This window comes from Alcaligenes faecalis (genome assembly GCF_041521385.1).
Classification (GTDB): Bacteria; Pseudomonadota; Gammaproteobacteria; order Burkholderiales; family Burkholderiaceae_B; genus Alcaligenes; species Alcaligenes faecalis_E.
In genome coordinates, this window is the sequence record NZ_CP168006.1 from 469560 (window position 1) to 493638 (window position 24079).

Sequence of the window (24079 nt, forward strand, 5' to 3'; positions counted from 1 at the left end):
GTATCTTGCCACACCGTCCTGCTCGGATTGAGATCGGGCAGGACGCCCCTGGCAGATACCTATTTCGATGATGGAAAGCCATGTGAGCGGGCAACTCCAGTGACCGCTAATGCCGCGACAAGCAGGACCAGCACACTCCATGGGAAAGCAGACACACTAAAGGTTTCGAGCAGAATGCCGCCTACAATTCCACCGCCGGCAATGGCGATATTCCAGACCGTCACCATCATGGATTGCGCCACATCGGTGGCTTTCCCTGCCGCCTTGGCCAAGGCCGTTTGAAAGAGCGTTGCCGAACCGCCAAAGGCTAGCCCCCAGGCGACGACAGACGCGTAGACAGCAGCCGGTACGGTGCCTGCAAGCCCAAGTGTCAGCGCGGCAAGTGCGAACAGCATCATGCTGATCAACACCAGTTCACGCAAGCAGCGGTCGATCAACACACCCACAATCCAGATGCCCAGTAGCGCGGCTACGCCAAAAACCAGCAAGACGAGATCGATCCGATCCGCTATGCCAACCGGAACGAGAAAGGGGGCAATGTAGGTGTAGAGGATGTTATGGGCTAGCACATAGACGAGAGTAACGAACAGAATCGGCCGAATACCTGGTAAAGCAAAAACCGTCTTGAGCGCAACCCCCTTTCCGCGCACTTGGCCAGGAAAGTCTGGCACCTTGGCAATCACCCAGACCACAAGAATCACCGTCAGAATGCTCATAAGACCAAAAGTCACGCGCCAGCCCCAGGCCGCACCCAGAAACGTGCCGGCTGGGATGCCCAAAGAAAGTGCAATCGGTGTACCTGCCATGGCGATTGCGATGGCGCGGCCCTTCAGGTGTTCAGGCACCATGCGGGCCGCATAGCCAGCCACCAAGGCCCACAACAGTCCTGCAAATACACCGGCAAAGAAACGGGCGACAAGTGTGATGGCATAGCTGTCAGAAACAGCAGTCACCGTATTGACAACAGCGAAGCCGCTGATGGCGATCAGCAACAAAGACCGACGCCGCCAACTCTGCGTGACCACCGTCAAGGGAATCGCGGCAAGCAGTGAGCCAATCGCGTAAATGGTGACGAGTTGGCCAACCAAGGCCTCGGATACCATCAGGCTTTGCGCCATCAGAGGCAACAAGCCGGCAGGCAGAGCTTCGGTCAGGATCGTGATGAAGGCTGCCATCGCCAAGGCCAGCAAGGCAGGAAGCGGCAGACGATCCTGATGGGTCACAAGTGCCTCATTGCATTCCTGCAAGCAGGCTGAGCTGTTCATAGAGGTAGTACTCATTGCCCCACCTTCAAGGCACCATAGACCACATTACGCAAATCCGTGACAAAGCGGCCAGACATGCCCCCGTACAAAGTATTAGTGAAGGCGAGCACTCTAAGCCTTTGCGCCCGGTCGACGAACCATGAATGACCGTAGGCTCCGCCCCAGCGCCAGGCTCCATTGGACTGGGGCGATGCAGCCAGCATCCGGTCGCGCAGGACCGAAAAGCCCAGCCCAAACCCGAACCCCGGTGCATCCGGCAATTCGTGGCCCTTCGTCTGGTCCCTTCCCATTTTCGCGACCATTTTGCTGGGCAGCAGGCCGCCGCGGGCTACCAGCACGACCACACCGACCAGGCGGCCTTGGTCCAGTGCCTGTTGTACACGGGTGGAAAGATGCGCAGGCGGGGCGTCGGCGCATCGCGTAATTACGGAAGTCATCACAGGTAATTCCTTTCATCAATAGACCCAAACGTCATGATAGAAAGCCTGAAATTAAAGAAAAAGTCAGGTAGAGTTCCGTTTTAAGCGGAACTTTATGTCCGTAATTGAGGGGTGATGGTGGACAGTCTCAACAGCTTCGTGGTGTTCGTCCAAGTGGCTGAAGTACGCAGCTTCATTGCGGCGGGTCGACTGCTGGGCGTGTCGGCCTCTGCGGTCGGTAAGAGTGTGGCGCGGCTGGAGGAAAAGCTGGGTGTGCGCCTGTTCCACCGTAGCACTCGCAGTGTCTCACTCACAGCCGAGGGCTCGCTGTTCCTGGAGCGCAGCCGCCGCATCCTTGCCGAAATCGAGGCGGCAGAACAGGAACTGTCGCAGGCGACGACTATGCCGCATGGCCGGTTGCGAATCAGCCTACCTTTAGTCAGCTCGCTGTTACTGCCCGTGCTCGGCGAGTTCATGCGCGAGTACCCAGAGATCGAACTGGACCTGGATTTCAGCGACCGGCTCGTTGATGTGATCGAGGAAGGTTTCGACGCCGTAGTCAGAACGGGCGACCCAACTGACTCGCGCCTTTCCGCCCGTCGGCTTGGCTCTTTTCATTCGATGCTGGTCGCTTCACCCGACTATCTGGCGCGGCAAGGAATACCCCAAGTACCTGCCGATTTACTGGCGCACAGTTGCCTGCACTACCGCTTTCCCAACAGCGGCAAACTAGAGCCGTGGGCGCTACGCCGCGCTGCAGATGAACCCGAACTGACGCTCCCCACCTCGATGATCTGCAATAACATTGAGACGCGCCTGTGCTTTGCGCTGCAGGGCTTAGGCATCGCCTACCTGCCAGAGTTCTCGATCAGAGAACCTCTGGCAAATGGGCGGCTGCAGACTGTTCTGGCCGATCATGCCCAGCGAACTGGCGTTTTTTACATCCTTTGGCCCGCCAGCAAACATCCTTCGCCGAAGGTCAGAGCCTTCGTCGATTTCCTGTGCGCTCATGTGTTTCCGGCTGCTCTGGACAAGCCACAAACCAAACCCCACCGCGTGAACGGCCAATAAATGCCCACCCTCAATCCGCTCCACTTCCCACGCCTGCCCTAGGGCGAGATTTTGACGCACCGCCTGAGCAGATATTGACCTAGTCTCAGCCATTGAACCTGCTGTATAGACTTTGACTCAGTGCGGCACATGATGCACTGGCAGCATCTTGGACAAAAAAAACCCCTGATCTTGCTTGAGACCAGGGGGTTTATTTCTTGCACAGTCAACGGATCGCCAAGCTTTGGCAATATATCGCAGGCAGCCTAACAGACCTCTTCCAGATTGGTCTCGTTCACCGGCATCAGACGGCGGTAGAACGTAGGCAAAGCAAACAAGGCACCATGAAGATCAGCGTTGTAAAACTGCAGGGAATCCTGGTTCTCGCTGCTCATACGCTGCTCCAGACGCTCCTGAATTTGCTCGGCACAGAACGTACGCGGGTTCAACTCATCAGAAGCAATCGCCAACCCCCAGTAAGAGCCGTACAGCGGGATATGCAGCCCGTAGCCATGCACTTGGGCGAACACGCTGGCCAAGGAGGAGCTCAGATTCTTGACCTGCTGGCTTTCGTGGAAAGGCGAACCCAGGTGCAACACCAAAGCACCACCGCTTGCCAGCGCGCGTTTGCAGGACTCAAAGAACTCAGCGGTGTACAAGGGACCGGCCGGAGTTTCGGGGTCGGTCAGATCCAGATAAATCAGATCAAACTGCTCCTGCGTCGTGGCCAGGAACTGCGCACCGTCTGCAATTTGAATCTGCACACGTGGGTTATCAAATGCCCCCTTGTGAATGGACTGCAGGTGTTCGCGAGCTACCTCAATCACCTCACCATCCAGTTCAACCAGAGACACACGCTCCAGGCTGGGGTACTTCAACAGTTCTTCCAGGGCTCCGCCATCACCACCGCCCACGATCAGGGCGCGACGAGGATTGGGATGAGCCATGGCAGCCGGGTGAATCAGACCTTCATGGTAGAAGAACTCTTCAGCCTCGGAGGTCATCATGCAACCGTCCAGGCGCAAGGTCGTACCCAGGGTTTCGGAACGCAGCAATTCCAGACGTTGGAAAGCCGTCTGGCGCTCCAACAAACGCTCGGTAAAGCGGAAACCGTACAAGGCGTCCTGGTTCAGGTTTTCCGTCAGCAACTCGCCCGCATGAGCCGGGCCGTCGGCCTCGCCGCGCCACAAGCGATTACGCTGGGCCTGGCCGGGCTTGAAAGCCTGTTCAATTCCGTTGATCAGGCCGGTCGCCTTGCCCGAGTTATCCTGCATGAAGTTGCAGACATAAACGTCCAACGTCACGCCACCACGCTCGGGCCAGGTATGAATGGCCAAGTGGGACTCGGCCAGCAACAGTACACCGGTGACACCACCGGGCTGCCCTTCAAACTCGGGAAATGCCTGCCACTCCTCACCAACAATCGTCAGCCCTGCATCAATCGTTTGCTGGCGGCAAAAATCAGCCAGTTTCTGGGCATCGATCAGCAGCTCCGGGCTGCATGCACATTGGTAAAGGTCTGCGGTCAAGTGCAAGCCTTGCATAATCGTGTGCTCCTTTAACGGATTTTGCGCTCCCTACCAACGAGATGACCGCAACATAAAAACTTCAAAGCGAGGTGCACCTGAACAGGCGATCACCTCGCTTCATCGAAAAGAGCGCAAATTGTACCTTATATCAAACTTAAATATATGAAAATAACCCTATTTTAGAGAAGATTAAGGTGTATACGATGCGGAAGGCAGCAGAACCAATTCCATGACCAAATGCGCACCCGGTCCCGGATGTTCCTTGAAATACACCCTGCCCCCGTGGTGCCGCACAATCGAACGCAAAATGGACAAACCCAGACCACTACCTTGTACCTGTTGGCCAGGTAGGCGATAGAACTTGTCAAACACTTTATCTTGATAAATAGGATCAATACCCGGCCCTTGGTCCAGAACCTCTATACAGGCCCAACCAGCTTGGCCAGGCCGCAAACGCAAGATCACCACGGTATCCGCAGCCGAGTACTTCAAGGCATTTTCCAGGGCATTTCGCAGCGCCACAAGCAAAGGAACAACATCCACTCTGGCCCACAAACTGTGCGACGGTAAATCCAGACAAATCCGCTGGCGCTGTTCATTGAAAGCACGCAGGCTCAGACGCAACACCGCGCGCAAATCCGACGCGCGCCACTCCCGGCTGCCGACCCCGTCGTACTCAATGCGATTCAGTTGCGTCAACTCATCCAGCAGCACATCCACACCTCGGACTTTTTCATGTAACTGCATGTAAATCTTACTGGCCCAGGCTGACGGGGTAGCCTCCAACTGCAGCAATTCAATATAGCCACTGATGGCCGCCAGCGGAGAGCGTATTTCATGGGCGGCCACCGCAAAACAGTCTGCCCGGTCTCGTTCTTTTTGCATGTGAGCGGTGACATCGCGAATCATCAATAACGTGGCCGTATCTGGAGCTGGCGCAGCATAGGAGTGAAACTCCAGTGCACGTCTGCGCTCGCCTTCACCATCCCGGTGCATACCGTAAAAGGGATGATTGCTGCGGTAAATAGCTTGGCTAATTCCAGGTAGCAAATACGCTAAATCGGCCTGCAGTCCATTTTCGAGACGTTGGAAAAAATCAAGAAAGTCATTTTTGCCATTGACCAGCTCCGGCAGACCCAACATGTTACGCATGGCCCGATTACAGCCCAGCAGCCTCCCACCGGAATCAAACATCACAATCGCATCCGGCAAGGTATCCAGCATTTGTTCCGAACAATGCGATCTTTCATAAGTCAGCCTGGGCCATTTAGGAACACTCGCTTGATTAAACAAGCGTTGCCCCATTAGAAAACTGGTAAATAATGTGAGCAACAAGTCAATCCCCTATTTCTGCCCCAAAACAAGCACTGTGCCTGCCTCAGTGCGTTCTCAATCGCCATGCCGCAAAAGATCAGGCTCCGAAAATACACCTGCTTTTTTCCGGATGGGATTATCGACACGCCGATATCTTGCATCGGCCTGGGTGAAACAAACGATCAATTACCTAATAACGTTATTTCATTACCAACAAGCCAAAAAACGGGAAAAGCACTATGACGTTTAAAAATCTTGACTCCAAAATAACGCGCCAGACTGTTTAAAATCATAAACAGCCGTATCATAAGGCGCACAGAGCTGATTGTAGAAAATAAGGAGGCTTGCATAAAATAGATTCCTATTTATTTCATAAAGGCTGACTGGGATCAAGGTCAATACCCACAAAAAACACTAGGGTGCAAACACCCTGTTTTTCTGCTTGGGCAGTCCCCCCACTATCCTGGGCACCAATTTGCTGCATTACACGACAAGTGTGTTCAACGACCTACACTGGAAGGTCCGGTAACACGACAGCACAAGGGATACGCGTAAAATCAGCAAGGCGAGTCCAGGTTCATAGGCCCGCCAGATTGAAGTGATTCCCTGAAGAAACATGAACATCTGAAAATCGGAGATATTAGAAGCATGTGTGTCGAATACTCTGCCTATCACTAGGCATGAACAGGCCACTTCCCATTGCCAGTATTAGTATTTCAATTTCAGTACTTACTAATATCGTCTCTACACTCTGCACTGCTACATCGGGGCCCTTTTCCTTGACTACCCCGGTCTGGCCTGCTTTCATTTTTTTGACTCCATGAACGACGCCGTTTACTCCACTCGGCAGGCTGCTGATTTACTAGGTGTGTCCGTACGCACCGTACAACTTTGGGTAGAAGCCGGAACCCTGAAAGCCTGGAAAACCCAAGGCGGCCACCGACGCATTGACCGCGACTCCGTGCAAACCATTTTGCAAGAGCGCCAAGGGCGCAGCAGTCAGCAACTGCCCGGTGCCCCTACTACCCCGACGAGCCTGCCCGTTTGCAACGAAGAACCCTGTCTGCGCGTACTGGTCGTTGAAGACGATCTGGATCTGCTGGCTATTTACCGTATGGCTATGGAACATCTGCCCTTTCCGATTGAACTGCGTTGCGAGCAGGATGGGCTCAAAGGTCTGATAGCCGCGGGCAATTTCTACCCCGATGTCCTTATTGTGGATCTGAACTTGCCCAAGCTCGATGGTTTTGCCATGCTCAAGGCCTTGGCGGATGCCCCCGAAACAGGACATACCCAGATCTACGTGATTTCCGCTTTGAGTGCTGCCGACATTCACGCACGTGGTGGCCTGCCCAGCAACGCCACAGCCCTGGCCAAGCCCATTCCCATCGCCTTGCTGTTGCAACTGCTCAGCGAAGCCTTCCACGCCCAGTACCTGCCCTCCTGAGCACCTCTTCCCCCAGTATCAGTACGGATCAATTTTTTCAATTTCAAGCCATTTGTGACAATAATTTTCATTTGATTATCAATTTTTTATTTTTGGACATAAAAAACGGATCAAATGATACTATTCACGAAAATTCACAACAAGAAATTGATCCGTTTATCTCGCGTCTTCTGCTGATACAAAAATATAAGGGGAAAAGCTATGCGCAAGAACCTACCCATTACCGGCGTCGAAACCGAGCTTCTGGACGAGCAATATCTCATTTCCAAAACTGATCTGGCCGGCCGCATCATCTATGCAAACCCGGCCTTTGTCGAGGTAAGCGGCTTTAGTCGGGCAGAGTTGATAGGCGAGCCACACAATATCGTGCGCCACCCCGATATGCCATCGGAAGTTTTTGCAGATTTGTGGCATACCCTGAAACAGAGGCGTTCGTGGGTGGGAGTGGTAAAGAATCGCCGCAAAGACGGCGGTTTTTATTGGGTTCTCGCCCATGCCAGCCCGATTATTGAACAAGGCGAATTAACCGGCTTTGCGTCGGTACGGGTACGAGCAAAACCTCAGGATATTCAAGCGGCTGAACAGTTTTATCAGGAATTGCGCGAAGGCCGAAATCGTTCGCGAACCATCCGCGCAGGTCAAATTATGGACCGCAGTTGGCGGCGCCCTGTTGCTGGGCTGCGCTTTTTACTTGGCCCCAGCTTACTGGCGGCTTTTCTGCGCAAAGGCATATTGAATCTAGGTATTACCGGCGGGATTATTGCCATGATCCTGAGTACGGAAATGCCACAACAAAGCATGATTCTGCTGGCCAGTTCCCTGGGCATAGGCACCTTGATGATTTTAGGCTATCAAGCCATCTTGATGCGGCGCGTTTTGGGATCGTTTAAAACAGCCACGCACATCGCTCAACAAATTGCAGCAGGCAACCTGACGGTCAATACACGTGGGCCTGCCGTGAAAAAACTGGAAACACTGGGACAGAATCTGGACCTGATGCGCAAAAGCCTGATGAGCATCAGCACGGACGTGGACCAGAGCTGTACACGCAATCAGCAGGTATCACGCAAACTCTCTGACAATAGCACCTTGCTGGAAGCACGCACTCAAGAACAAGCTTCCTCCATGCAAGAGACAACCGCCAGCATGAGCTCATTCGGACAAACCGTCTTGCAGACCGCAGACAATGCCAAGGCCAGCCATGAACTGGCCAGCCGCAGTGCAGATATTGCCAGTCGTGGCAATGAGGCGGTTCAGAAAGTCAGTTCGTCCATGCAACAGATTCTGGAAAGCTCGCAGCATATTGGCAATATTGTCTCGATGATCAATAACATCGCCTTTCAAACCAATATCTTGTCAATCAATGCCTCGATTGAATCAGCGCGGGCTGGAGAGGCCGGTAAAGGTTTTGCAGTGGTCGCTTCTGCCGTTCGCTCGTTGGCTCAGCAAGCCGCCCAAGCAGCCGATGAAATCAAGCAGCTCGTCACGCAAACCCAAACACTCAGTGCCGAAGGGGCGGATCATGCGGCACATGCCGGCCAAACCATGCAGGAAATTCTGGCCTCGGTATCTGAAGTGGCGGGTTTGATGGGTGAAATTTCTGCTGCCACCAGCGAGCAAAGCATGGGTTTAGGCCAACTGACCCAAGCCCTGAAACAAGTGGATCAAATTACCACTGACAATGCCGCCCTGGTTCATGATTTGAGCGAAACCGCTCAGGAGCTGAACCAGAACGGTGCCGAGCTGCAAGAGGCAATCCGAGTCCTGAATCATGGAGACAACGCGCGTACCCACGAACCCGCACGCTCGCCGACCCCTTTGGTTCTGGCACCCATCGTGAATATGGATACCGCTCGTCGCAGGTCCACCCAGCCGGGACGGCTCCGACAAGTGATATCCAACACATAACAATACTAAAATCCCAGGCTTTGGGTGCCCCCCAGTAGGGCCAGCACGCCCAGCACAGCAAAGATACAGGCGACAATACGGTGGACCAGTTGAGTAGGCAAGCGGCGGGCAATACGTTCACCGAACAAGACGGCTGGAGCGTTGGCCAGCATCATCCCCAAGGTCGTGCCCAGCACCACCCAAGCAAATTCTTGATATTGAGCGGCTAAAGCGACCGTGGCAATCTGTGTCTTGTCACCCATTTCGGCCAGGAAAAAAGTGACCAGCGTGGTACCAAACACGCCAAAACGCGTACGCGAGGCTTCGGCATCGTCAATCTTGTCGGGAATCAGAATCCAGATGGCCATGGCCAGAAAAGAAACACCCAGTACCCAGCGCAGCACTTCAGGATCCAGCAAAGCAGGAACCCAGGCACCAATAGCACCAGCCAGGCCGTGATTGACCAAGGTTGCTATGAAAATAGCAAGAATAATGGGCCAAGGGCGTTTGTAGCGGGCTGCGAGAATAAAGGCGAGCAACTGGGTTTTGTCCCCAATTTCTGCCAGAGCAACCACACCCGTGGAGATAAACAACGCTTCCATAACAACTCCTGGCCGGATACGAGACGAATGACCACAAACCCTCCCGGCCAAACGCGAAGGTCTATGGTCAAAAGTCTTGCCAGGCTAAGTTGCTACCAGCGCCATGACCCTGTATAGGCCAAGTATGTTGACGCTGATCTTCGCTAATCCGAAGCGGCTACTCCCTCATGACGAAGCGCATCGTAGCGTAGATTAGTGCACCTGTCCAATCGGAGATTTTCAACGCACTGGAAGTACACTTGCTTATTTTCACGCTTTCACCTTACGCATGACTGCCCACCCCCCAGCATCAGGCAAGCCCAACACCTACCAGCCTTATGTGCTGCTGTATTTGTTATTCATGATTTTGTTGTGGTCCGTTTTGATGGCCATTAGCCACAAGGCGCCCGACCTGGACGGCATGGAAGAGCTGGTCTGGTCGGTCAGTTTTGAGCTGGGCTATCTGAAGCATCCGCCCTTCCCCTCATGGGTGATGGCCGCCTTGACCAGTGTGCTCGGGCGCCCGGCCTGGCTGACCTTTGCGGCAGGCATAACGGCCTCGGTACTGGGACTGTGGTTTATCTGGAAACTGGCCTGCGAGTTCCTGAATCCTGAACGCGCTTTCATGGTCTTGCTGATCAGCTCTGTCAGTATTTATTTTTCCTTGCGCGGCACCATCTTTAATCACAACACGGCCCAACTGTGGTCGGTTACCGCCGCGACCTGGCTTTTCTATCGTGCCAGCCGGGATCAAAAACCAGCAGATTGGTTATGGCTGGGCGCGGTCGCCGCGCTGTCTACGGTCACCAAATACAGCGCCCTTATTCTATTCACCGCCTTCTTTTTGTATTTCCTGCGCAGCGGTATGTGGCGTCAGCGACAAACCTGGGCAGGCTTGGGCTTGGCCCTGCTTACCTATGTGCTGGTCTTGTCTCCGCATCTGTACTGGTTGCTAAAGCACGATTTCGCCCCCTTCCGCTATATGGATGGTTCGCTGGAAACGCACACTCGCTGGGAGGCCTATCAGGAGCTGCTGGCTTTTAGTCTGGACCAACTGGGGCGGCTCAGCCCCATGATAGTGGCCCTGATTGCACTGAGCGTCTGGAATCGTCGAGACCGCAAAGAGCAGGTTACGCCCGATAGCGCCCAGCCAAACCCGCAACGCTATGCCCATTCCCTCTCTAGCAGCGACAAGCAATTTCTACTGTGGGTGGGCCTGACGCCTATCGTTAGCACAGTCTTGATTTCTGCCATTATGGGTACCCGTCTGGTGGCATCCTGGGCAACAACGTTCTTTGTGCTGTATGGCTTTTTTGCCTTGTGGATCATGCACGGCAAAGACAAGATTCAGTTACGTCGCGTCGCCACTATTGTGATCGTGCTGCAAATTCTATTGGCAACGGGTTATGCCTTGGCCCGTGGCCCACTGGCCTGGTATACAGGCCGGGATTCTCGATCCACGTTTCCCGGCCCTGAGGTGTCTGCCCTGATGCAAGCCATCTGGAAAGAACACATGCCCGGCATCCCTTTGAGCCTTGTAGTGGCGGACACCTGGCTGGGTGGAAACATTGCCGTTCATGCTGGGCAAGACGTCATGGTCTTTATTGATGCCGATCCTGCTGCTTCGCCCTGGTTGACTCTCCCCCAAGACCTGCAATGCGGAGCACTGGTTGTATACAGCATCCAGACCCGTGGAGAGCCTCCGGCCCCCTTGCTCAAGCTGTACGAACAAGCGCCCATCAAGGGGCTGGCCAAGCAACGCTGGTCCTCCGAGCGCAGCCCCTTGATTGATCTGAACTGGGCAATTCTACCCGCGCACAGCAGTTGCCCCTTTTTAGCCACTACGCGCTAAAACGCTTAAATCTGCGGGTGATGCACGGGCAGTTGCTCACCCAGATAATCCAGAAAATGTCGCACTGCCGGGGCCATGCCCCGCCGGGAAGCAAACACGGCGTGAATAATCCCCGGCAGGGGCGCCCACTGCGGCAGAACCTGCACCAGGCGCCCAGCCCTCAAGGCATCGCAACACATATAGTCAGGCAAGATGCCCACGCCTATGCCCTGCTCCACCCCTTCACGCAGGGTCAGCAAATCCGAGGCCATATAACGCGGCCTGTGCGTGACTGTCAGGCTGGCCCCTTCGGGACCATACAATTCCCATTCGTTTTGCCCTTGACGGGCCGACATCGCCACTGTGGGCAACTTGACCAAATCTGCCGGGCCGCGCACCGGGTCGAAACGTGCCAGCAGCGCAGGCTGGGCGACCAGAATCGCCCCGGTTTCACCCAGACGCTTCACGATATAGCTGGCGCTGTCACTTAGGGTACTGCGTACCCGCAAGGCCACATCAATCCCGTCGGCTACCGGATCAACGACCCGATTGCTGACTTCTACCTCCAGCTCGACCTGGGGATAACGGATCAAGAACTGGGCGAATACGGTCGACAAGACCGTATGGGCCAAGGTAACCGGGCAACTGATGCGCAAAAGGCCACGCGGCTCTTGCTGCACTTGCGCAACAGCGGCATAAGCCGCTTCGGCCTCGTCACGCATGGCCTGGCAATGGCGCAGGAATACCTCTCCGGCAGGAGTCAGAGACAGGCTACGCGTCGTGCGTTGCAACAAGCGCACACCAACTTCTGCTTCCAGGCGGCTAAGACGCCGCGACACGCGCGATGGCGGCATACCCAAGTGCCGGGCGGCAGCACTGAACCCGCCGCGCTGCACCACTTCGGTAAACAACACCATGTCATTTAAGTCATACATACAGGGATGTTTTCCAGAATTACAGACAAAATTAGAACAATCTTTCTCAGAAAAACCGGCTTATCAAAGGTATGGGTATCAAACATAATGACACCATTCCTTGATTACTTTGGACAACAGACATCATGAAACTGCTACACGTAGACTCCAGCATCACCGGCGCCAACTCCGTTTCCCGCGAACTTTCGCAATTTGTAGTGGATCAGTTGCGCCAGCAAAACGATCAAGTCCACGTGGAGCATATCGATCTGGCCCTGAACCCACCACCCCACTTCTCGGCTGACTCCCTGGGCATGCGTCTGGGTCTGGACCCCGCCACACTGAACGAGCGTCAACGCGCCGAGAACGCCATCACCGAACAATACCTGAACCAGTTTCTGGCCTCGGACGTCATTGTGATTGGTGCCCCCTTCTATAACTTCACCATCCCCAGTCAACTGAAAGCCTGGATGGACCGTCTGGCTCAAGCTGGTCGCACCTTCCGTTACACCAGCAATGGCCCGGAAGGTCTGGCGGGCGACAAAACGGTTTACCTGGTTCTAAGTCGTGGTGGCATCTACTCCGAGTCGGAACAAGGCCGGGCCATGGAACACCAGGAAAGCTATCTGCGCGTGATGTTCGGTTTCATGGGGGTGACCGACCTGCGTATTGTGTACGCCGAAGGTCTGGGCAAGAGCCCAGAGCTACGTGATCAGATTGTAGAAAATGCCAAAGCCAGTGTCAGTGCCTTGCTGGAAAAGAGCACAGCCTAAAATAGACGCGCTCCCAGTCAATCCGACCGCAACGCGAAATCCTTCACGCGGCATCGCCCAACCCCCGCCAGACTGCGACCTCGATCCAGTCTGGCGGTGCTTTTTAGGCATCCGGCTTCTTATTCCGGCTCGCTCTTGCTGCCAGGCGCGAAAACGAAGGCATGAACAGGCTAAGCTCGACATGACACCATTCAGTGCCATCGACGGAACAACAAAAAAAGGGCCTATACATGGCCCTTTATCCTAAGCGCGCCAGGTTTAGCCAAGTGATCCCTGACCCTGTGCAGGTACCCACTTGGCGTCAGGCTCGCCCCGTACCTATTCGTCCGTTTCCAGCCAATGGCCCAAACGCAGACGCTTGGTATTCAGGTAAGCCTCGTTAAAGGGATTACCTTCAATTTGGTGCGGCACGCGCTCCACCACATCAATGCCGATGTCCTGCAAGGTTTTTACCTTGCGCGGATTATTGGTCATCAGACGCAATTTCTGGATACCGACGTGCTCGAGCATATCCTTACAAATATCGTAGCGACGCATGTCAGCCGGAAAACCCAACTTTTCGTTGGCTTCCACCGTATCAGCACCCTGATCTTGCAGGTTATAGGCACGGATCTTGTTCACCAGACCAATGCCTCGCCCTTCCTGTCGTAAATACATCAAGGCACCACGGCCTGCCGTAGCAATACGCTCCAGTGCCAGTTGCAACTGAGGGCCACAATCGCAGCGCAGACTGAACAGGGCGTCACCTGTCAGACACTCGGAGTGGACACGGGCCAGGACCGGCTCGCCGTTGGCCACATCCCCCAGGGTCAACAAGACGTGTTCTTTTTGATTACTGCGCTCTACAAATACATGGATTTGAAATACGGCCCACGGCGTGGGCAAACGGCTGGAGCTGACGTAGTCCAATAAAGCGCCGGGTTTGGCCTGCTGGGCAACCAGCGTAGAGTCCGATTCTGACGCCAGTGCGGCATCCGGGATGGATTGCATAATGAGTCTCTGCTGCAACGAAGAAATGCGGCTTGGCCCCATCCGGGGCAATCTAGCAATGATAGCCCAATTCAGCCTGTTTCTTTCAGCTTGGGACAAGATGCTTTTCAGGGCTAACTGCCGCTCTTTGCCCATGACACAGAAATGACATAGTCACCTTATGTGCCTATCCTTATAGCGAAAAATTCTGCTATCCGGTATTCTACGCAACAAGAAAATACATAAAATGTTATGGAATTTACAAATACAGACTATCTATGGCATCTTGTGTTGTTCACTGAGCCCTGATCACCTTCAAAGCTGATGAATCATGCCTGCCCTTAAGGCCTTTATCCGCCACCTTGTCCTTGGGCTTACTTTAGCCCTGCAAGCGTTTGTCGCCCATGGCGCGGCAAGCCAGGTCTGGCCTCAACCTCCCTCACAGCTCAGTCTGGATAGCCCCTACGGCACCCTGCAGGTAAGCCAAAGCGATTATGTCTACGAAGCGCAGTTGCAACTGGACGCAAAGACCATTGAGCCAGAGCTAAAAGGGATGATCAATATCCCCTACGCTTTCAAGCAAGCCAACAATCAAACGGCCCTAATTTCCGTCGACAAGGGCCTGGGTGCTTGCTCGATCAATTACCACTGGGTCACCGTCTCGTCCAAGGGTTATACCGTCTCGCCAGCCTTTGGCTCATGCAACGCAAAAATCCGGGTACGCCATCATGGCCGAACCCTGATTATGGAAACGCCCAGTCGGGACAATCCGGCCATGATTGACGAATACCGATACGATGGGCGCAAAATCAGTTTGCGCAAGCGCCGCCAAAGCACGCAATAAGGGGAACCCACAAGGAATAGCGGACTCAAACGGAACACTGACTATAATCAGATGTCTACGTCTCTCCGGATTTTCCCTATGCAAGCCTCCTCGACTCGCCCTTTACTCATCTGGGATTTACCCACCCGTTTGTTCCACTGGCTGCTGGTCATCAGCATTGTGGGCTGTTTTGTGACAATCAAAGTTGGCGGGCTGTGGATGGATTGGCACGTACGCTTTGGTCTGCTGGCGCTGGGACTGCTGGCCTTCCGACTGGTCTGGGGCTTGATCGGTGGCTACTACTCCCGCTTTAGCCACTTCTTTCCCAATCCAGTACGCAGCCTGCGCTATCTGCGCGACAAGCCCGCGATCTATCCGGGCCACAACCCGGTCGGTGCCTGGTCTGTCTGGATCATGCTGATTGTGTTTGGTTTTCAGGCTGTCTCGGGCCTGTTTGCCAATGACGACATTTTCACGACAGGCCCTCTGGCCTATCTGAGCAGCGACTGGTCCAAAACCCTGACCGGCCTGCACAAAGCCAACGAATGGATCATGCTGGCCATTATCGGCTTGCATATCCTGGCTATTTTTCTGTATCGCGTCCTGGGTGGTCAGAAATTAACCAGCGTCATGGTCAAGGGCAGCATGCCCGTACCCAGTGAGCCTGCGCTGCCTGCCAGCAAAGACAACTGGAAAACCCGTTTACTCGCTCTGCTCATCGCCGGGCTGATTGCCTGGGGCGTGTACTGGATCACCGGCTTGGCACCGGTAGGTGGCGGCATGGACGATTTTATGTAAACCCGACTTATCCCCAAAAGCTGTGAATAAACCTGGGGATAATACGGGGACTGTTTGGCCTAGGCCGCATTTTTACTAGCCGTCTTTTAAACTGGATGGTGACTAGCCGCTTGAGCACGGTCTGCACAAAAGGGAACTAGCCCAAGCCATGATCAGCGCCGTCGCCAAAATCCCCACAAGACCAGCACCAAGCCCAACACGGCCGCCACTAAACCGGCCCAGCTAAAAATAGTCAGTCCCAACCAAGCGGGGCCGCGTGTTACCAGCACCGGCCCCAGAATCAGCACAAAAGCTGCCGTTACAATCGCAATTGCCAGACGGGTAGCCGCTTTTTCCAGCGATGAAGCCAAACGAGGCATACCTTCGATTTGAATGCGCGCGGAAATCTTGCCCTGCCGGACACGATGCATCAGCAAACGCAGCAATTGAGGCGCATCCATAGCCAGTTGGCGAGACTCCAGCAAGCTGCGTTGCAAGTCCGCATAAACACGGCGAGGCGCATACTGCTTGCGCATCAAGGCCAGGATAACCGGTTGTGCGACCTCGACCACATCAAACTGCGGGTCCAGCCGTTTCAACACCCCATCTGCTGTGATAAAGGCCTTGAACAACAACGCCAGATCGGGCGGCAGAATCAAATGGTTCTCACGCGCCAAAGTCATAAAGTCCAGCAAAGCCGCTGAAATGGACAAGAGCCCACTACTTTGTCGGGCGACATAACGCTGGGCACTTTCCTCCAGCCGGCTCCAATCGAAATCTTCCGCACCAGACCAGTCCAGCAAGGTGGTGGCCACCCCATCGGCCTGCCCATCCACAATCGCACGCAATAAAACCAGCAATTGCTGACGACGACGTTCCGTCAAATGGCCCACCAAACCAAAATCAATAAAGGCAAGCTTATTGCCGGGTAGCGCCATCATGTTGCCAGGGTGCGGGTCAGCATGAAACAGCCCATCCTCCAGAACCATATGTAAAAAGGCCAAGGCCCCTCGACGAGCCAGCAAGGGTCGATCCACTTCGAGAGCTTGCAGTTGCCCCTCTTGAGTCGGCGAGACTCCAGGCACAAATTCCTGAACCATGACCGTGGCGCTGGTCCACTCCATATAAACACGCGGCACCACAATATCGTTAAAGGGCTGCATATTCTCGCGCACCGCCAGGGTGTTGGCCGCTTCGCGTGTAAAGTCCAGCTCATCGGCCATGGCTTCGGCCAAGGCACGCACAATATCGTAAGGGCGATACTCGGGCAGCAAACCTTGCTGCTGCACCAAGCGGGCAATCTGTTTCAGCAAACGCAGGTCAGCCTGAATCAAGGGCTCCAGACCGGGGCGCTGTACTTTCACCACCACGTCAGTACCATCGCGTAAACAGGCACGATACACTTGCGCCATAGAAGCCGAGGCCAGCACCTGAGTATCAAAACGCGCAAAGGCCTGCCCGACTGTCTGGCCTAAAGCCTGCTCCAACTCGGGCCGAATAGCCTCCCAAGGCACCGGCGCAGCATGGCCCTGCAGCTTTTCCAACTCCTGGGTCCATTCCAATGGCAACAAGTCATTGCGTGTGGCTAGAATCTGACCGAGCTTGATGAAGGTCGGCCCCAGCTCTTCCAGGGCACGTCGCAAGCGTTCGGGCGCAGAGCGTTCGGGCATTTCAGTCGCCACCGAAGTTTTGTTGCCAGGCAGCAGCTCCGACAAGCCCAGGCGATGCATCACATCCCCGATCCCGTATCGAGCAATGACCGCTCCGATGGCACGCACGCGCGCATGGTCGCGCAAGGCCAACAAGGTTCCTCCCAACATACTCGCTCTCCAGTAGGGTACGCCCTGAGAAAAGTAGCATACCGCAGCGTCCGAATGACTTACTTATCCACTTATCCACATTTTCAGTGGGCAAGCTCGGGGATAGCCCTTGGACAAGTCACATTAAGCCAAGCAATTCAATAACTTGTCATGGCGGAGTAATTAACGCCCCCTTCGCTTTAGAAGATGACAAGAATCGAAAACGCCCCTGCTTTGGCCTGCAAATCAGAGTACATTGACGTTTTCAAATTCAAGGAGAGCGTGATGCGTCTGGATAAATCTCGCTCCAGCCGTAATGTCGAGGACCGCCGTGCCAATGGGCCTCGCCTGGGCGGCGGCAAAATCGGCTTGGGGACAATCGTGCTGGCCCTGGTGGCCCTATACTTTGGGGTCGACCCCAATGTGGTGCTGAACCTGGCCGATGGCCCCACCAGCACCCCGCAATCTCAGCCTGTCGCCGCCTCAGATGCGCAAGGTCAAACCATTGCCAAAATTCTGGGTGAAACCGAAGATGTCTGGCGTGATGTTTTTGCCAAGCAAACCAATGGCAGCTACCGCGACCCGGTACTGGTTCTATATCGCGGCGCCACCCCTACAGCTTGCGGTACAGGTCAGTCGGCCATGGGCCCGTTTTACTGCCCTGCCGATCAAAAGCTCTATATAGACTTGGGCTTTTTCACCGAGATGGAGCAAAAGATGGGCGTCAAAGGCGACTTTGCCCCCGCCTACGTGATTGCACATGAAGTTGGCCACCACGTTCAGAATCAATTAGGCATGATGCGCCGTGTAGATGAGGCCCGTCGCAGTGGTTCGGCCTCGCAAGCCCGTCAAGCGTCGGTACGTCTTGAACTACAGGCTGACTGCTACGCCGGCATCTGGGCCAATCACGCAGATGCACAACGCCAGATTCTGGAACCAGGCGATATCCGTTCCGCGCTAGACGCGGCTCAAGCCGTAGGCGATGACACCTTGCAAAAGCAATCGCAAGGCTACGTGGTTCCCGACTCCTTTACCCATGGCAGCGCGCAACAACGCATGGCCTGGTTCATGCAAGGCTATAAAACCGGACAGTTGAAAATGTGCGATACCTTTACACGCCCAGATCCAGCTTTTCAATAAACGTAAAATTATGTAACCCAACCTTGTACTGAATAATTTCCGTTCTATAATCTTTTTCTTCGCAGGGAACAGGGGTCGTTAGCTCAGTTGGTAGAGCACTGGACTCTTAATCCATTGGTCGACAGTTCGAGTCTGTCACGACCCACCAAATATCCTGCTGATTGCAAGAGTGTTAACGGTAAGTTTTGCTCCGCAAAATGTACCTTGCTCCGCAAAAAAGCATTTTAGCCCGCCTTTGTGCGGGCTTTTTTGCCTCCAGACGCAACGATCCAGCACACCGCTGCCCCGATTTGGCTTGCCCATTTTCTAGTCATCATTGTTTACTTCGCCGACCAGAAAAACCCGCTAGGCTAACAGATCATTCAAATCAGGAGAGCTCATGCTGATTGCTATTGATCCAACCAAGGCCCCCGACACCACGCCACCGGGCAAAACACCCAACCCTGAACCTGATCCGAAGAAAATCCCGGGCAATGAGCCGCCTGGCAAAACCAGGAACTGACAAACCTCCAATTCACGCCTCCGGCACGCATGACATACAGGCTCAAGCTAGGCCAGCAAGGAAAATGCCGCTGCCCTGCCAGCGCCTCGTTCCAGGTTTGAATAGTGCTTTTGCAGCAGGAAAATGTTGCAAAGTTAAGACTATTTAAAAAAAAACTCCACACAATGCGCACTTGTTGCGCTGCAACATATATTATTTTTCCATAGTCGTTGTTCCTGCGGTGGTGAGATGAGCGGAGACAGGCGTCACAGAACGCTGCTGTTATCTCGCTGCCCACCGACTAGGCAAGACCGGGGTCACGTGCCTAGCTAGCTTACTCGCCTTGCCGGAATTGTGTTGCTCTTCAACCTACAACACAGGTCCGCTTGCCTACCACTTGCGTTCGCGCTGTCGCACATCCTGCTGACAGCCGGAGAGTCGCTCACACCGGCACTGCCCGGTTGCACTCAAGCCATCCACCAGGATTACCCATCCTGGTCGGCCCCCTCTCAACCGTCTCCTACCCCCTCGGTGTTCCATTGCATCCGCAAGGCCAGCTTGCCTGTGTTTACTTCAGGAACACCTATGAAATTAATTACCGCCATCGTCAAACCCTTCAAGGTTGACGAAATACGCGAGGCCCTTTCCGATCTGGGCATACAGGGGATGACACTCACTGAGGTCAAAGGATTTGGGCGCCAGAAAGGCCACACTGAGCTGTACCGCGGTGCGGAATATGCGGTCGACTTCCTGCCCAAGATCCGCATTGAACTGGCTATTCCCGACGAGCAGTTGGAAAGTGTTCTGGAGGCCATTCAAAGCAGTGCCCGCACCGGTCGTATTGGTGACGGCAAGATCTTTGTCCAACCGCTGGACCACGTCATCCGCATCCGCACTGGCGAATGCGATGAGCAAGCCCTGTAATCGGAGACTCCATCATGAACAACGCTGATCTATCGTGGATGCTGGTCTCCACACTTTTGGTACTGATGATGGCCGCGCCAGGTCTGGCCCTGTTTTACTCGGGGATGGTGCGTCAAAAAAATGCCTTGTCCATGTTGTCCCAGACCTTGCTGGTGTTCAGTTTAGGGGTGGTGCTGTGGTTTATCTATGGTTACTCGCTGGCTTTTACTGCCGGCAACCCCTTGATTGGCGGTTTTGACAAGGTCTTGTTCAATGGCATGTTCACGGCTACCGACCAACAGTTCTCCATGTCGGGCACCCTGCCTGAACTGCTGTTTGCGTCTTTCCAGGCCACCTTTGCCGGTCTGACTTGCGCTCTGGTTGTCGGCAGTCTGGCAGAACGTACCCGCCTGTCCGCCATTTTGGTCTTTACCGTGATCTGGTTCACCCTGGCCTATCTGCCTATCTGCCATATGGTCTGGTTTGCTGATGGACAGAACGGCGGCTTGCTCAACACTCGTGGCGCACTGGACTTTGCGGGTGGAACGGTCGTACACATCAATGCCGGTATTGCGGGTCTGGTCGGTGCCTGGATGATTGGCCCACGCTTGAACTACCGTCGAGAAGCCATGCCACCCCATAACCTGCCCTTGACCTTTATCGGTGCAGCTTTACTGTGGGTGGGCTGGTTTGGTTTCAACGCCGGCTCGGCTTTATCCGCCAATGAAAATGCGACGCTGGCCTTCTTCAATACTATGTTGGCCGCCGCGATTGGTGTTGTCGCCTGGGCTTTAGGTGAGTGGATCAGCAAAGGCCACCCTTCCTTGCTGGGTGCTTGCTCGGGTGCCATTGCAGGTTTGGTCGGCATTACCCCGGCAGCCGGTTTTGTGGCTCCTTCCGGTGCTTTGGCCATTGGCCTGATTACTTCCCTGGCTTGCTTGTGGGGCGTTAATGTCCTGAAACGCTGGCTACGTGCCGACGATACATTGGATGTGTTTGGTATTCACGGTTTGGGTGGGATTGTGGGCGCTTTGCTCACGGGTCTGTTCAACGCGCCTGTCCTAGGTGGTCCCGGTACCGCCGCTGACAACAGTATCTGGATGCAGTTGTGGATTCAGCTCGAAGGCGTATTGCTGACTCTGGTCTGGTCCGGTATCGCCGCCTGGATTGCCTTCAAGATTGCCAAAGTCGTCTGCGGTGGTTTACGTGTCGATGCTGACCATGAGCGCGAAGGTCTGGATATCCGTACCCACGGTGAGACGGGTTATCAACACTGAGATCCCATCATGATTCTTGACTATCTTGCCCACCGGCAAACAGCCCCCTTCAAACACAGGTACAAACCTAAAAGAAAAAGCCCTCTCTCGAGGGCTTTTTTTTATAAGCAACACAGTAGCTTATTTTTCTTTGCGGTAGGCGTCATGGCAAGTCTTACAGGATTTGCCCACATTACCAAAAGCCACGCGGAAGGCATCAAAGTCGCCCGAATCGGAGGCCACTTTCAGCTTGTCGATCGCAGTGGTGAAATCATCCGTCGCTTGCTTGAAACCCTGAGCATCGCTCCAGGCTTCTGCTTTGGTCTCGCCGCCTTCCGTACCGGCACCAAACGCGCCCCAAGGCAGAGCAGCCAAAACAGTCAGCACCTCCACGTTCTTGGCAATAGCAGCCGCGTCATAAGGAGCTTCCTTTTTAGCGACGGGAGCCATACGACCGAAGTGCGAACCAATCAAGGCCATGCTGGCTTGACGATAGTTCACGGCCTGCTCAGGCTTAGCGAATTGGGCTGTAGCTGGCGTGACAAACGCAGCGCACAAGGCGGCAGCGGCAGTCAAAAACGCAAGTTTTTTCATGGGAACTCCTGTGTGATGAAACATAAAACACGTCATAAAGCACTGGCTCAAGAAACCCGGTCGGCTGTGTCCTTTGTGCCCGAACACAGCCGTTTGGATTTAGATTGCCTGGGCCAACTTTACCGCGACACCCAGATAGCTACGTGGCGTTAGCTCAAGCAAATAGTTTTTAGCGTCTGCGGGCAGCTCCAGGCCACCGATAAACTCGCGCAACGCTTCCTCGGTAATACCACGACCACGGGTCAGGGCTTTGAGTTGTTCGTAAGGCTGGGGCAGACCGTAACGACGCATCACGGTTTGCACGGGCTCGGCCAGAATTTCCCAGCAAGCATCAATGTCCGCATCCACAGCGGCCGCGTTCAGTTCCAGTTTGCCCAGACCGCGCAGGCAGGCGTCATAGGCCACCACACTGTAGCCCAGAGCCACGCCCAGGTTACGCAGCACGGTCGAGTCGGTCAAGTCACGCTGCCAGCGGGAGATAGGCAGCTTCTCGGACAAGTGGCGCAACATGGCGTTGGCCAGCCCCAGATTGCCTTCCGAGTTTTCAAAGTCAATCGGGTTGACCTTGTGCGGCATGGTGGACGAACCGATCTCGCCTTCTTTCAGGCGCTGCTTGAAGTAACCCAGGGAGATATAGCCCCAAACGTCACGGTTGAAGTCCAGCAGAATGGTGTTGGCGCGGGCAATTGCGTCAAACAGGGCGGCCATCCAGTCGTGCGGTTCGATCTGAATGGTATAGACGTTTTGCGTCAGACCCAGACCATTCAGCACTTTTTTGCTGAAAGCTGGCCAGTCAATTTCGGGGTAAGCCGAGAAGTGCGCATTGTAGTTACCCGTTGCACCGTTCAGCTTAGCCAGAGGCTGAACAGCGGCGATGGCGCTAATGGCGTTTTGCAAGCGAGCGGCCACGTTGGCGAACTCTTTGCCCATGGTGCTGGGACTGGCTGGCTGGCCGTGGGTGCGCGAGAGCAAAGGCTGCTCGGCATGCAGACGGGCCTGGGCCTTGATGGCATCGCACACTTCTTGCAGTTGGGGCAGGATCACCTGCTCACGGGCACGCGTCAGCATCAAGGCGTGCGACGTATTGTTGATGTCTTCAGAGGTGCAGGAAAAATGGATGAATTCCGCCGCTGCGGACAGCTCGGCGTGGTCGGCCACTTTTTCTTTCAACCAGTATTCCACGGCTTTCACGTCGTGGTTGGTAGTGCGCTCGATGGCTTTGATGCGGGCAGCATCGTCTTCCGAGAAATTCTGCACCAGGCTCTTGAGTACCTCACGGGCTTGCTCAGAGAAAGTAGGCAGTTCAGGCAGACCCGCGTCGGACAAGCCGATCAGCCAGGCCACTTCGACCTCTACGCGATGCCACATAAATGCGGCTTCGGACAACAGGCCACGCAAGGGGGCGGTACGGCTGCCATAACGCCCGTCCAATGGCGACAAGGCATTCAGAGTGCTCAGGGTATCGGCTATGTGCATCGTTCTACAGAAAAGAAGGGGAATAAAGTCAGCCCGCATTCTAACATTGCGGGCTGTCACCCGTATGCTGCGTGTTCAGCATGGGGGCAGAATGCGACGACAGCTCGAAGCTTTGACGAATAAACCACAGTTTTCCGACATTGTTTCCAGTGACAGGGGCAAGCCTGGCCTGCGGGGCGTTCGCCCATAGGTTCCTGCTATACTTTTTGAGCCTGCAACTTTTGATAGCTTTTTATGAAACTTCTAGCTTCCCTCACCAGCCCATACGCGCGCAAAGTGCGTGTTGTCATGGCGGAAAAAAAGCTCGATTACGAGCTGATTCTGGAGGATGTGTGGGCCGATGACAGTGATATTCTGAAACACAATCCACTGGGCAAAGTCCCCTGTCTGATTATGGATGATCAGGCCAGCCTGTTTGACTCCCGTGTGATCGTCGAATATCTGGATACCCTCTCACCCGTCGGCCGCCTGATTCCTCAAGCAGGACGTGATCGCGCAGCGGTCAAATGCTGGGAAGCCATTGCCGATGGCTTGCTTGATGCCTGCGTTGCCATCGTGGTGGAAAATCGCCGCCCCCAAGAGCTGCGTCTGCCCGCCTGGATCGACCGCCAAAACGGCAAAATCACCGCTGCCCTGCAATCCATGAACAATACCTTGGGTGACCAGTCCTTTTGCATGGGCACCAGCTTTAGCCTGGCCGACATTGCCGTAGGCTGCGCACTGGGTTATCTGGATCTGCGCTTTCCTGAACTGGACTGGCGCTCGCAGTACGGCAATCTGCAACGCCTGGATGAAAAACTCCAAGCGCGCCCCTCGTTTGCCAGCACCTTACCGCCTACACAGTGAGCGTT

General features: G+C 54.7%; 22 protein-coding genes, 1 tRNA gene, 1 pseudogene and 1 riboswitch. Of the genes and pseudogenes, 13 read left to right on the plus strand and 11 right to left on the minus strand.

Annotation, left to right across the window (positions count from 1 at the left end):
• Positions 1 to 59: 59 nt before the first annotated feature.
• Complete coding sequence (locus ACDI13_RS02200; RefSeq protein ID WP_372372653.1) at positions 60 to 1280, minus strand: MFS transporter; 1221 nt, start codon at positions 1278 to 1280, stop codon at positions 60 to 62.
• A pseudogene (locus tag ACDI13_RS02205) lies at positions 1277 to 1588 on the minus strand (serine hydrolase); the annotation flags it as partial. The pseudogene ACDI13_RS02205 and the gene ACDI13_RS02200, both read right to left, overlap by 4 nt.
• Before the next feature lie 234 nt (positions 1589 to 1822).
• On the opposite strand from ACDI13_RS02205, the gene ACDI13_RS02210 reads away from it, so the two are divergent.
• A complete protein-coding gene (locus tag ACDI13_RS02210; RefSeq protein ID WP_316989023.1) occupies positions 1823 to 2755 on the plus strand; it encodes a LysR family transcriptional regulator in 933 nt (310 codons plus the stop codon).
• A gap of 245 nt (positions 2756 to 3000) precedes the next feature.
• On the opposite strand, the gene speE is transcribed toward ACDI13_RS02210, so the two are convergent.
• The 3 genes from speE to ACDI13_RS02225 form a co-directional block, all read right to left on the minus strand.
• Complete coding sequence (gene speE / locus ACDI13_RS02215; RefSeq protein WP_316988993.1) at positions 3001 to 4278, minus strand: polyamine aminopropyltransferase; 1278 nt, start codon at positions 4276 to 4278, stop codon at positions 3001 to 3003.
• Positions 4279 to 4452: 174 nt separating this feature from the next.
• Complete coding sequence (locus ACDI13_RS02220) at positions 4453 to 5487, minus strand: ATP-binding protein (protein WP_316988994.1); 1035 nt, start codon at positions 5485 to 5487, stop codon at positions 4453 to 4455.
• Between the two features lie 272 nt (positions 5488 to 5759).
• Positions 5760 to 5927, minus strand: a complete 168-nt coding sequence (locus ACDI13_RS02225) for a hypothetical protein (RefSeq protein WP_372372655.1) — start codon at positions 5925 to 5927, stop codon at positions 5760 to 5762.
• A 470-nt stretch (positions 5928 to 6397) separates the two neighbouring features.
• Here ACDI13_RS02225 and ACDI13_RS02230 point away from each other — a divergent pair, with 470 nt between their 5' ends.
• Positions 6398 to 7024: a helix-turn-helix domain-containing protein gene (locus ACDI13_RS02230; protein ID WP_316988995.1), complete on the plus strand. Its 627-nt coding sequence runs from the start codon at positions 6398 to 6400 to the stop codon at positions 7022 to 7024.
• 201 nt (positions 7025 to 7225) lie between these two features.
• Entirely contained in the window at positions 7226 to 8932 is a 1707-nt protein-coding gene (locus ACDI13_RS02235) for a methyl-accepting chemotaxis protein (RefSeq protein ID WP_316988996.1), read from the plus strand.
• 5 nt (positions 8933 to 8937) lie between these two features.
• Here ACDI13_RS02235 and ACDI13_RS02240 read toward each other — a convergent pair whose 3' ends face one another.
• Positions 8938 to 9513, minus strand: a complete 576-nt coding sequence (locus ACDI13_RS02240; RefSeq protein WP_316988997.1) for a TMEM165/GDT1 family protein — start codon at positions 9511 to 9513, stop codon at positions 8938 to 8940.
• 1 nt (position 9514) lies between these two features.
• A riboswitch (yybP-ykoY riboswitch) is annotated at positions 9515 to 9691 on the minus strand.
• A 90-nt stretch (positions 9692 to 9781) separates the two neighbouring features.
• Between ACDI13_RS02240 and ACDI13_RS02245 the strand changes: the two genes are divergently transcribed.
• Entirely contained in the window at positions 9782 to 11344 is a 1563-nt protein-coding gene (locus ACDI13_RS02245; protein ID WP_316988998.1) for a glycosyltransferase family 39 protein, read from the plus strand.
• A 5-nt stretch (positions 11345 to 11349) separates the two neighbouring features.
• On the opposite strand, the gene ACDI13_RS02250 is transcribed toward ACDI13_RS02245, so the two are convergent.
• A complete protein-coding gene (locus ACDI13_RS02250; protein ID WP_316988999.1) occupies positions 11350 to 12258 on the minus strand; it encodes a LysR family transcriptional regulator in 909 nt (302 codons plus the stop codon).
• Between the two features lie 125 nt (positions 12259 to 12383).
• Here ACDI13_RS02250 and ACDI13_RS02255 point away from each other — a divergent pair, with 125 nt between their 5' ends.
• Complete coding sequence (locus tag ACDI13_RS02255) at positions 12384 to 13010, plus strand: NAD(P)H-dependent oxidoreductase (protein ID WP_316989000.1); 627 nt, start codon at positions 12384 to 12386, stop codon at positions 13008 to 13010.
• A gap of 318 nt (positions 13011 to 13328) precedes the next feature.
• Here the strand turns inward: ACDI13_RS02255 and ribA are convergent, their stop codons facing one another.
• The gene (gene ribA / locus ACDI13_RS02260; RefSeq protein WP_316989001.1) at positions 13329 to 14000 is read right to left on the minus strand and encodes a GTP cyclohydrolase II; all 672 of its coding nucleotides are present in this window, start codon (positions 13998 to 14000) and stop codon (positions 13329 to 13331) included.
• A gap of 310 nt (positions 14001 to 14310) precedes the next feature.
• Here ribA and ACDI13_RS02265 point away from each other — a divergent pair, with 310 nt between their 5' ends.
• Both ACDI13_RS02265 and ACDI13_RS02270 read left to right on the plus strand, forming a co-directional pair.
• On the plus strand, positions 14311 to 14823 hold the full coding sequence (locus ACDI13_RS02265; RefSeq protein WP_316989002.1) for a hypothetical protein: 513 nt from the start codon (positions 14311 to 14313) through the stop codon (positions 14821 to 14823).
• Positions 14824 to 14901: 78 nt separating this feature from the next.
• Positions 14902 to 15600, plus strand: a complete 699-nt coding sequence (locus ACDI13_RS02270) for a cytochrome b/b6 domain-containing protein (RefSeq protein ID WP_316989003.1) — start codon at positions 14902 to 14904, stop codon at positions 15598 to 15600.
• A 152-nt stretch (positions 15601 to 15752) separates the two neighbouring features.
• On the opposite strand, the gene ACDI13_RS02275 is transcribed toward ACDI13_RS02270, so the two are convergent.
• Positions 15753 to 17399 (minus strand): AarF/UbiB family protein, encoded by a 1647-nt coding sequence (locus ACDI13_RS02275; RefSeq protein ID WP_316989004.1) that lies wholly within the window; start codon positions 17397 to 17399, stop codon positions 15753 to 15755.
• A 264-nt stretch (positions 17400 to 17663) separates the two neighbouring features.
• Here ACDI13_RS02275 and ACDI13_RS02280 point away from each other — a divergent pair, with 264 nt between their 5' ends.
• The 5 genes from ACDI13_RS02280 (at position 17664) to ACDI13_RS02300 (ending at position 21179) form a co-directional block, all read left to right on the plus strand.
• The gene (locus ACDI13_RS02280; protein WP_316989005.1) at positions 17664 to 18518 is read left to right on the plus strand and encodes a neutral zinc metallopeptidase; all 855 of its coding nucleotides are present in this window, start codon (positions 17664 to 17666) and stop codon (positions 18516 to 18518) included.
• Between the two features lie 72 nt (positions 18519 to 18590).
• Positions 18591 to 18666: transfer RNA gene (locus ACDI13_RS02285), tRNA-Lys, on the plus strand.
• 231 nt (positions 18667 to 18897) lie between these two features.
• Positions 18898 to 19020, plus strand: coding sequence for a hypothetical protein (locus ACDI13_RS02290; RefSeq protein ID WP_316989006.1), 123 nt, complete (start codon positions 18898 to 18900; stop codon positions 19018 to 19020).
• Between the two features lie 564 nt (positions 19021 to 19584).
• On the plus strand, positions 19585 to 19923 hold the full coding sequence (gene glnK / locus ACDI13_RS02295) for a P-II family nitrogen regulator (protein WP_316989007.1): 339 nt from the start codon (positions 19585 to 19587) through the stop codon (positions 19921 to 19923).
• A 14-nt stretch (positions 19924 to 19937) separates the two neighbouring features.
• Positions 19938 to 21179 carry an ammonium transporter gene (locus ACDI13_RS02300; protein WP_316989008.1) on the plus strand — a complete coding sequence of 414 codons (1242 nt, stop codon included), beginning with the start codon at positions 19938 to 19940 and terminating at the stop codon, positions 21177 to 21179.
• Between the two features lie 120 nt (positions 21180 to 21299).
• On the opposite strand, the gene ACDI13_RS02305 is transcribed toward ACDI13_RS02300, so the two are convergent.
• Together ACDI13_RS02305 and purB are read right to left on the minus strand one after the other, a co-directional pair.
• Positions 21300 to 21752, minus strand: coding sequence for a cytochrome c (locus ACDI13_RS02305; protein WP_316989009.1), 453 nt, complete (start codon positions 21750 to 21752; stop codon positions 21300 to 21302).
• A gap of 99 nt (positions 21753 to 21851) precedes the next feature.
• A complete protein-coding gene (gene purB, locus ACDI13_RS02310) occupies positions 21852 to 23228 on the minus strand; it encodes an adenylosuccinate lyase (protein WP_316989010.1) in 1377 nt (458 codons plus the stop codon).
• A gap of 234 nt (positions 23229 to 23462) precedes the next feature.
• Between purB and ACDI13_RS02315 the strand changes: the two genes are divergently transcribed.
• The gene (locus tag ACDI13_RS02315) at positions 23463 to 24074 is read left to right on the plus strand and encodes a glutathione S-transferase N-terminal domain-containing protein (protein WP_316989011.1); all 612 of its coding nucleotides are present in this window, start codon (positions 23463 to 23465) and stop codon (positions 24072 to 24074) included.
• The last annotated feature ends 5 nt before the right edge of the window (positions 24075 to 24079 follow it).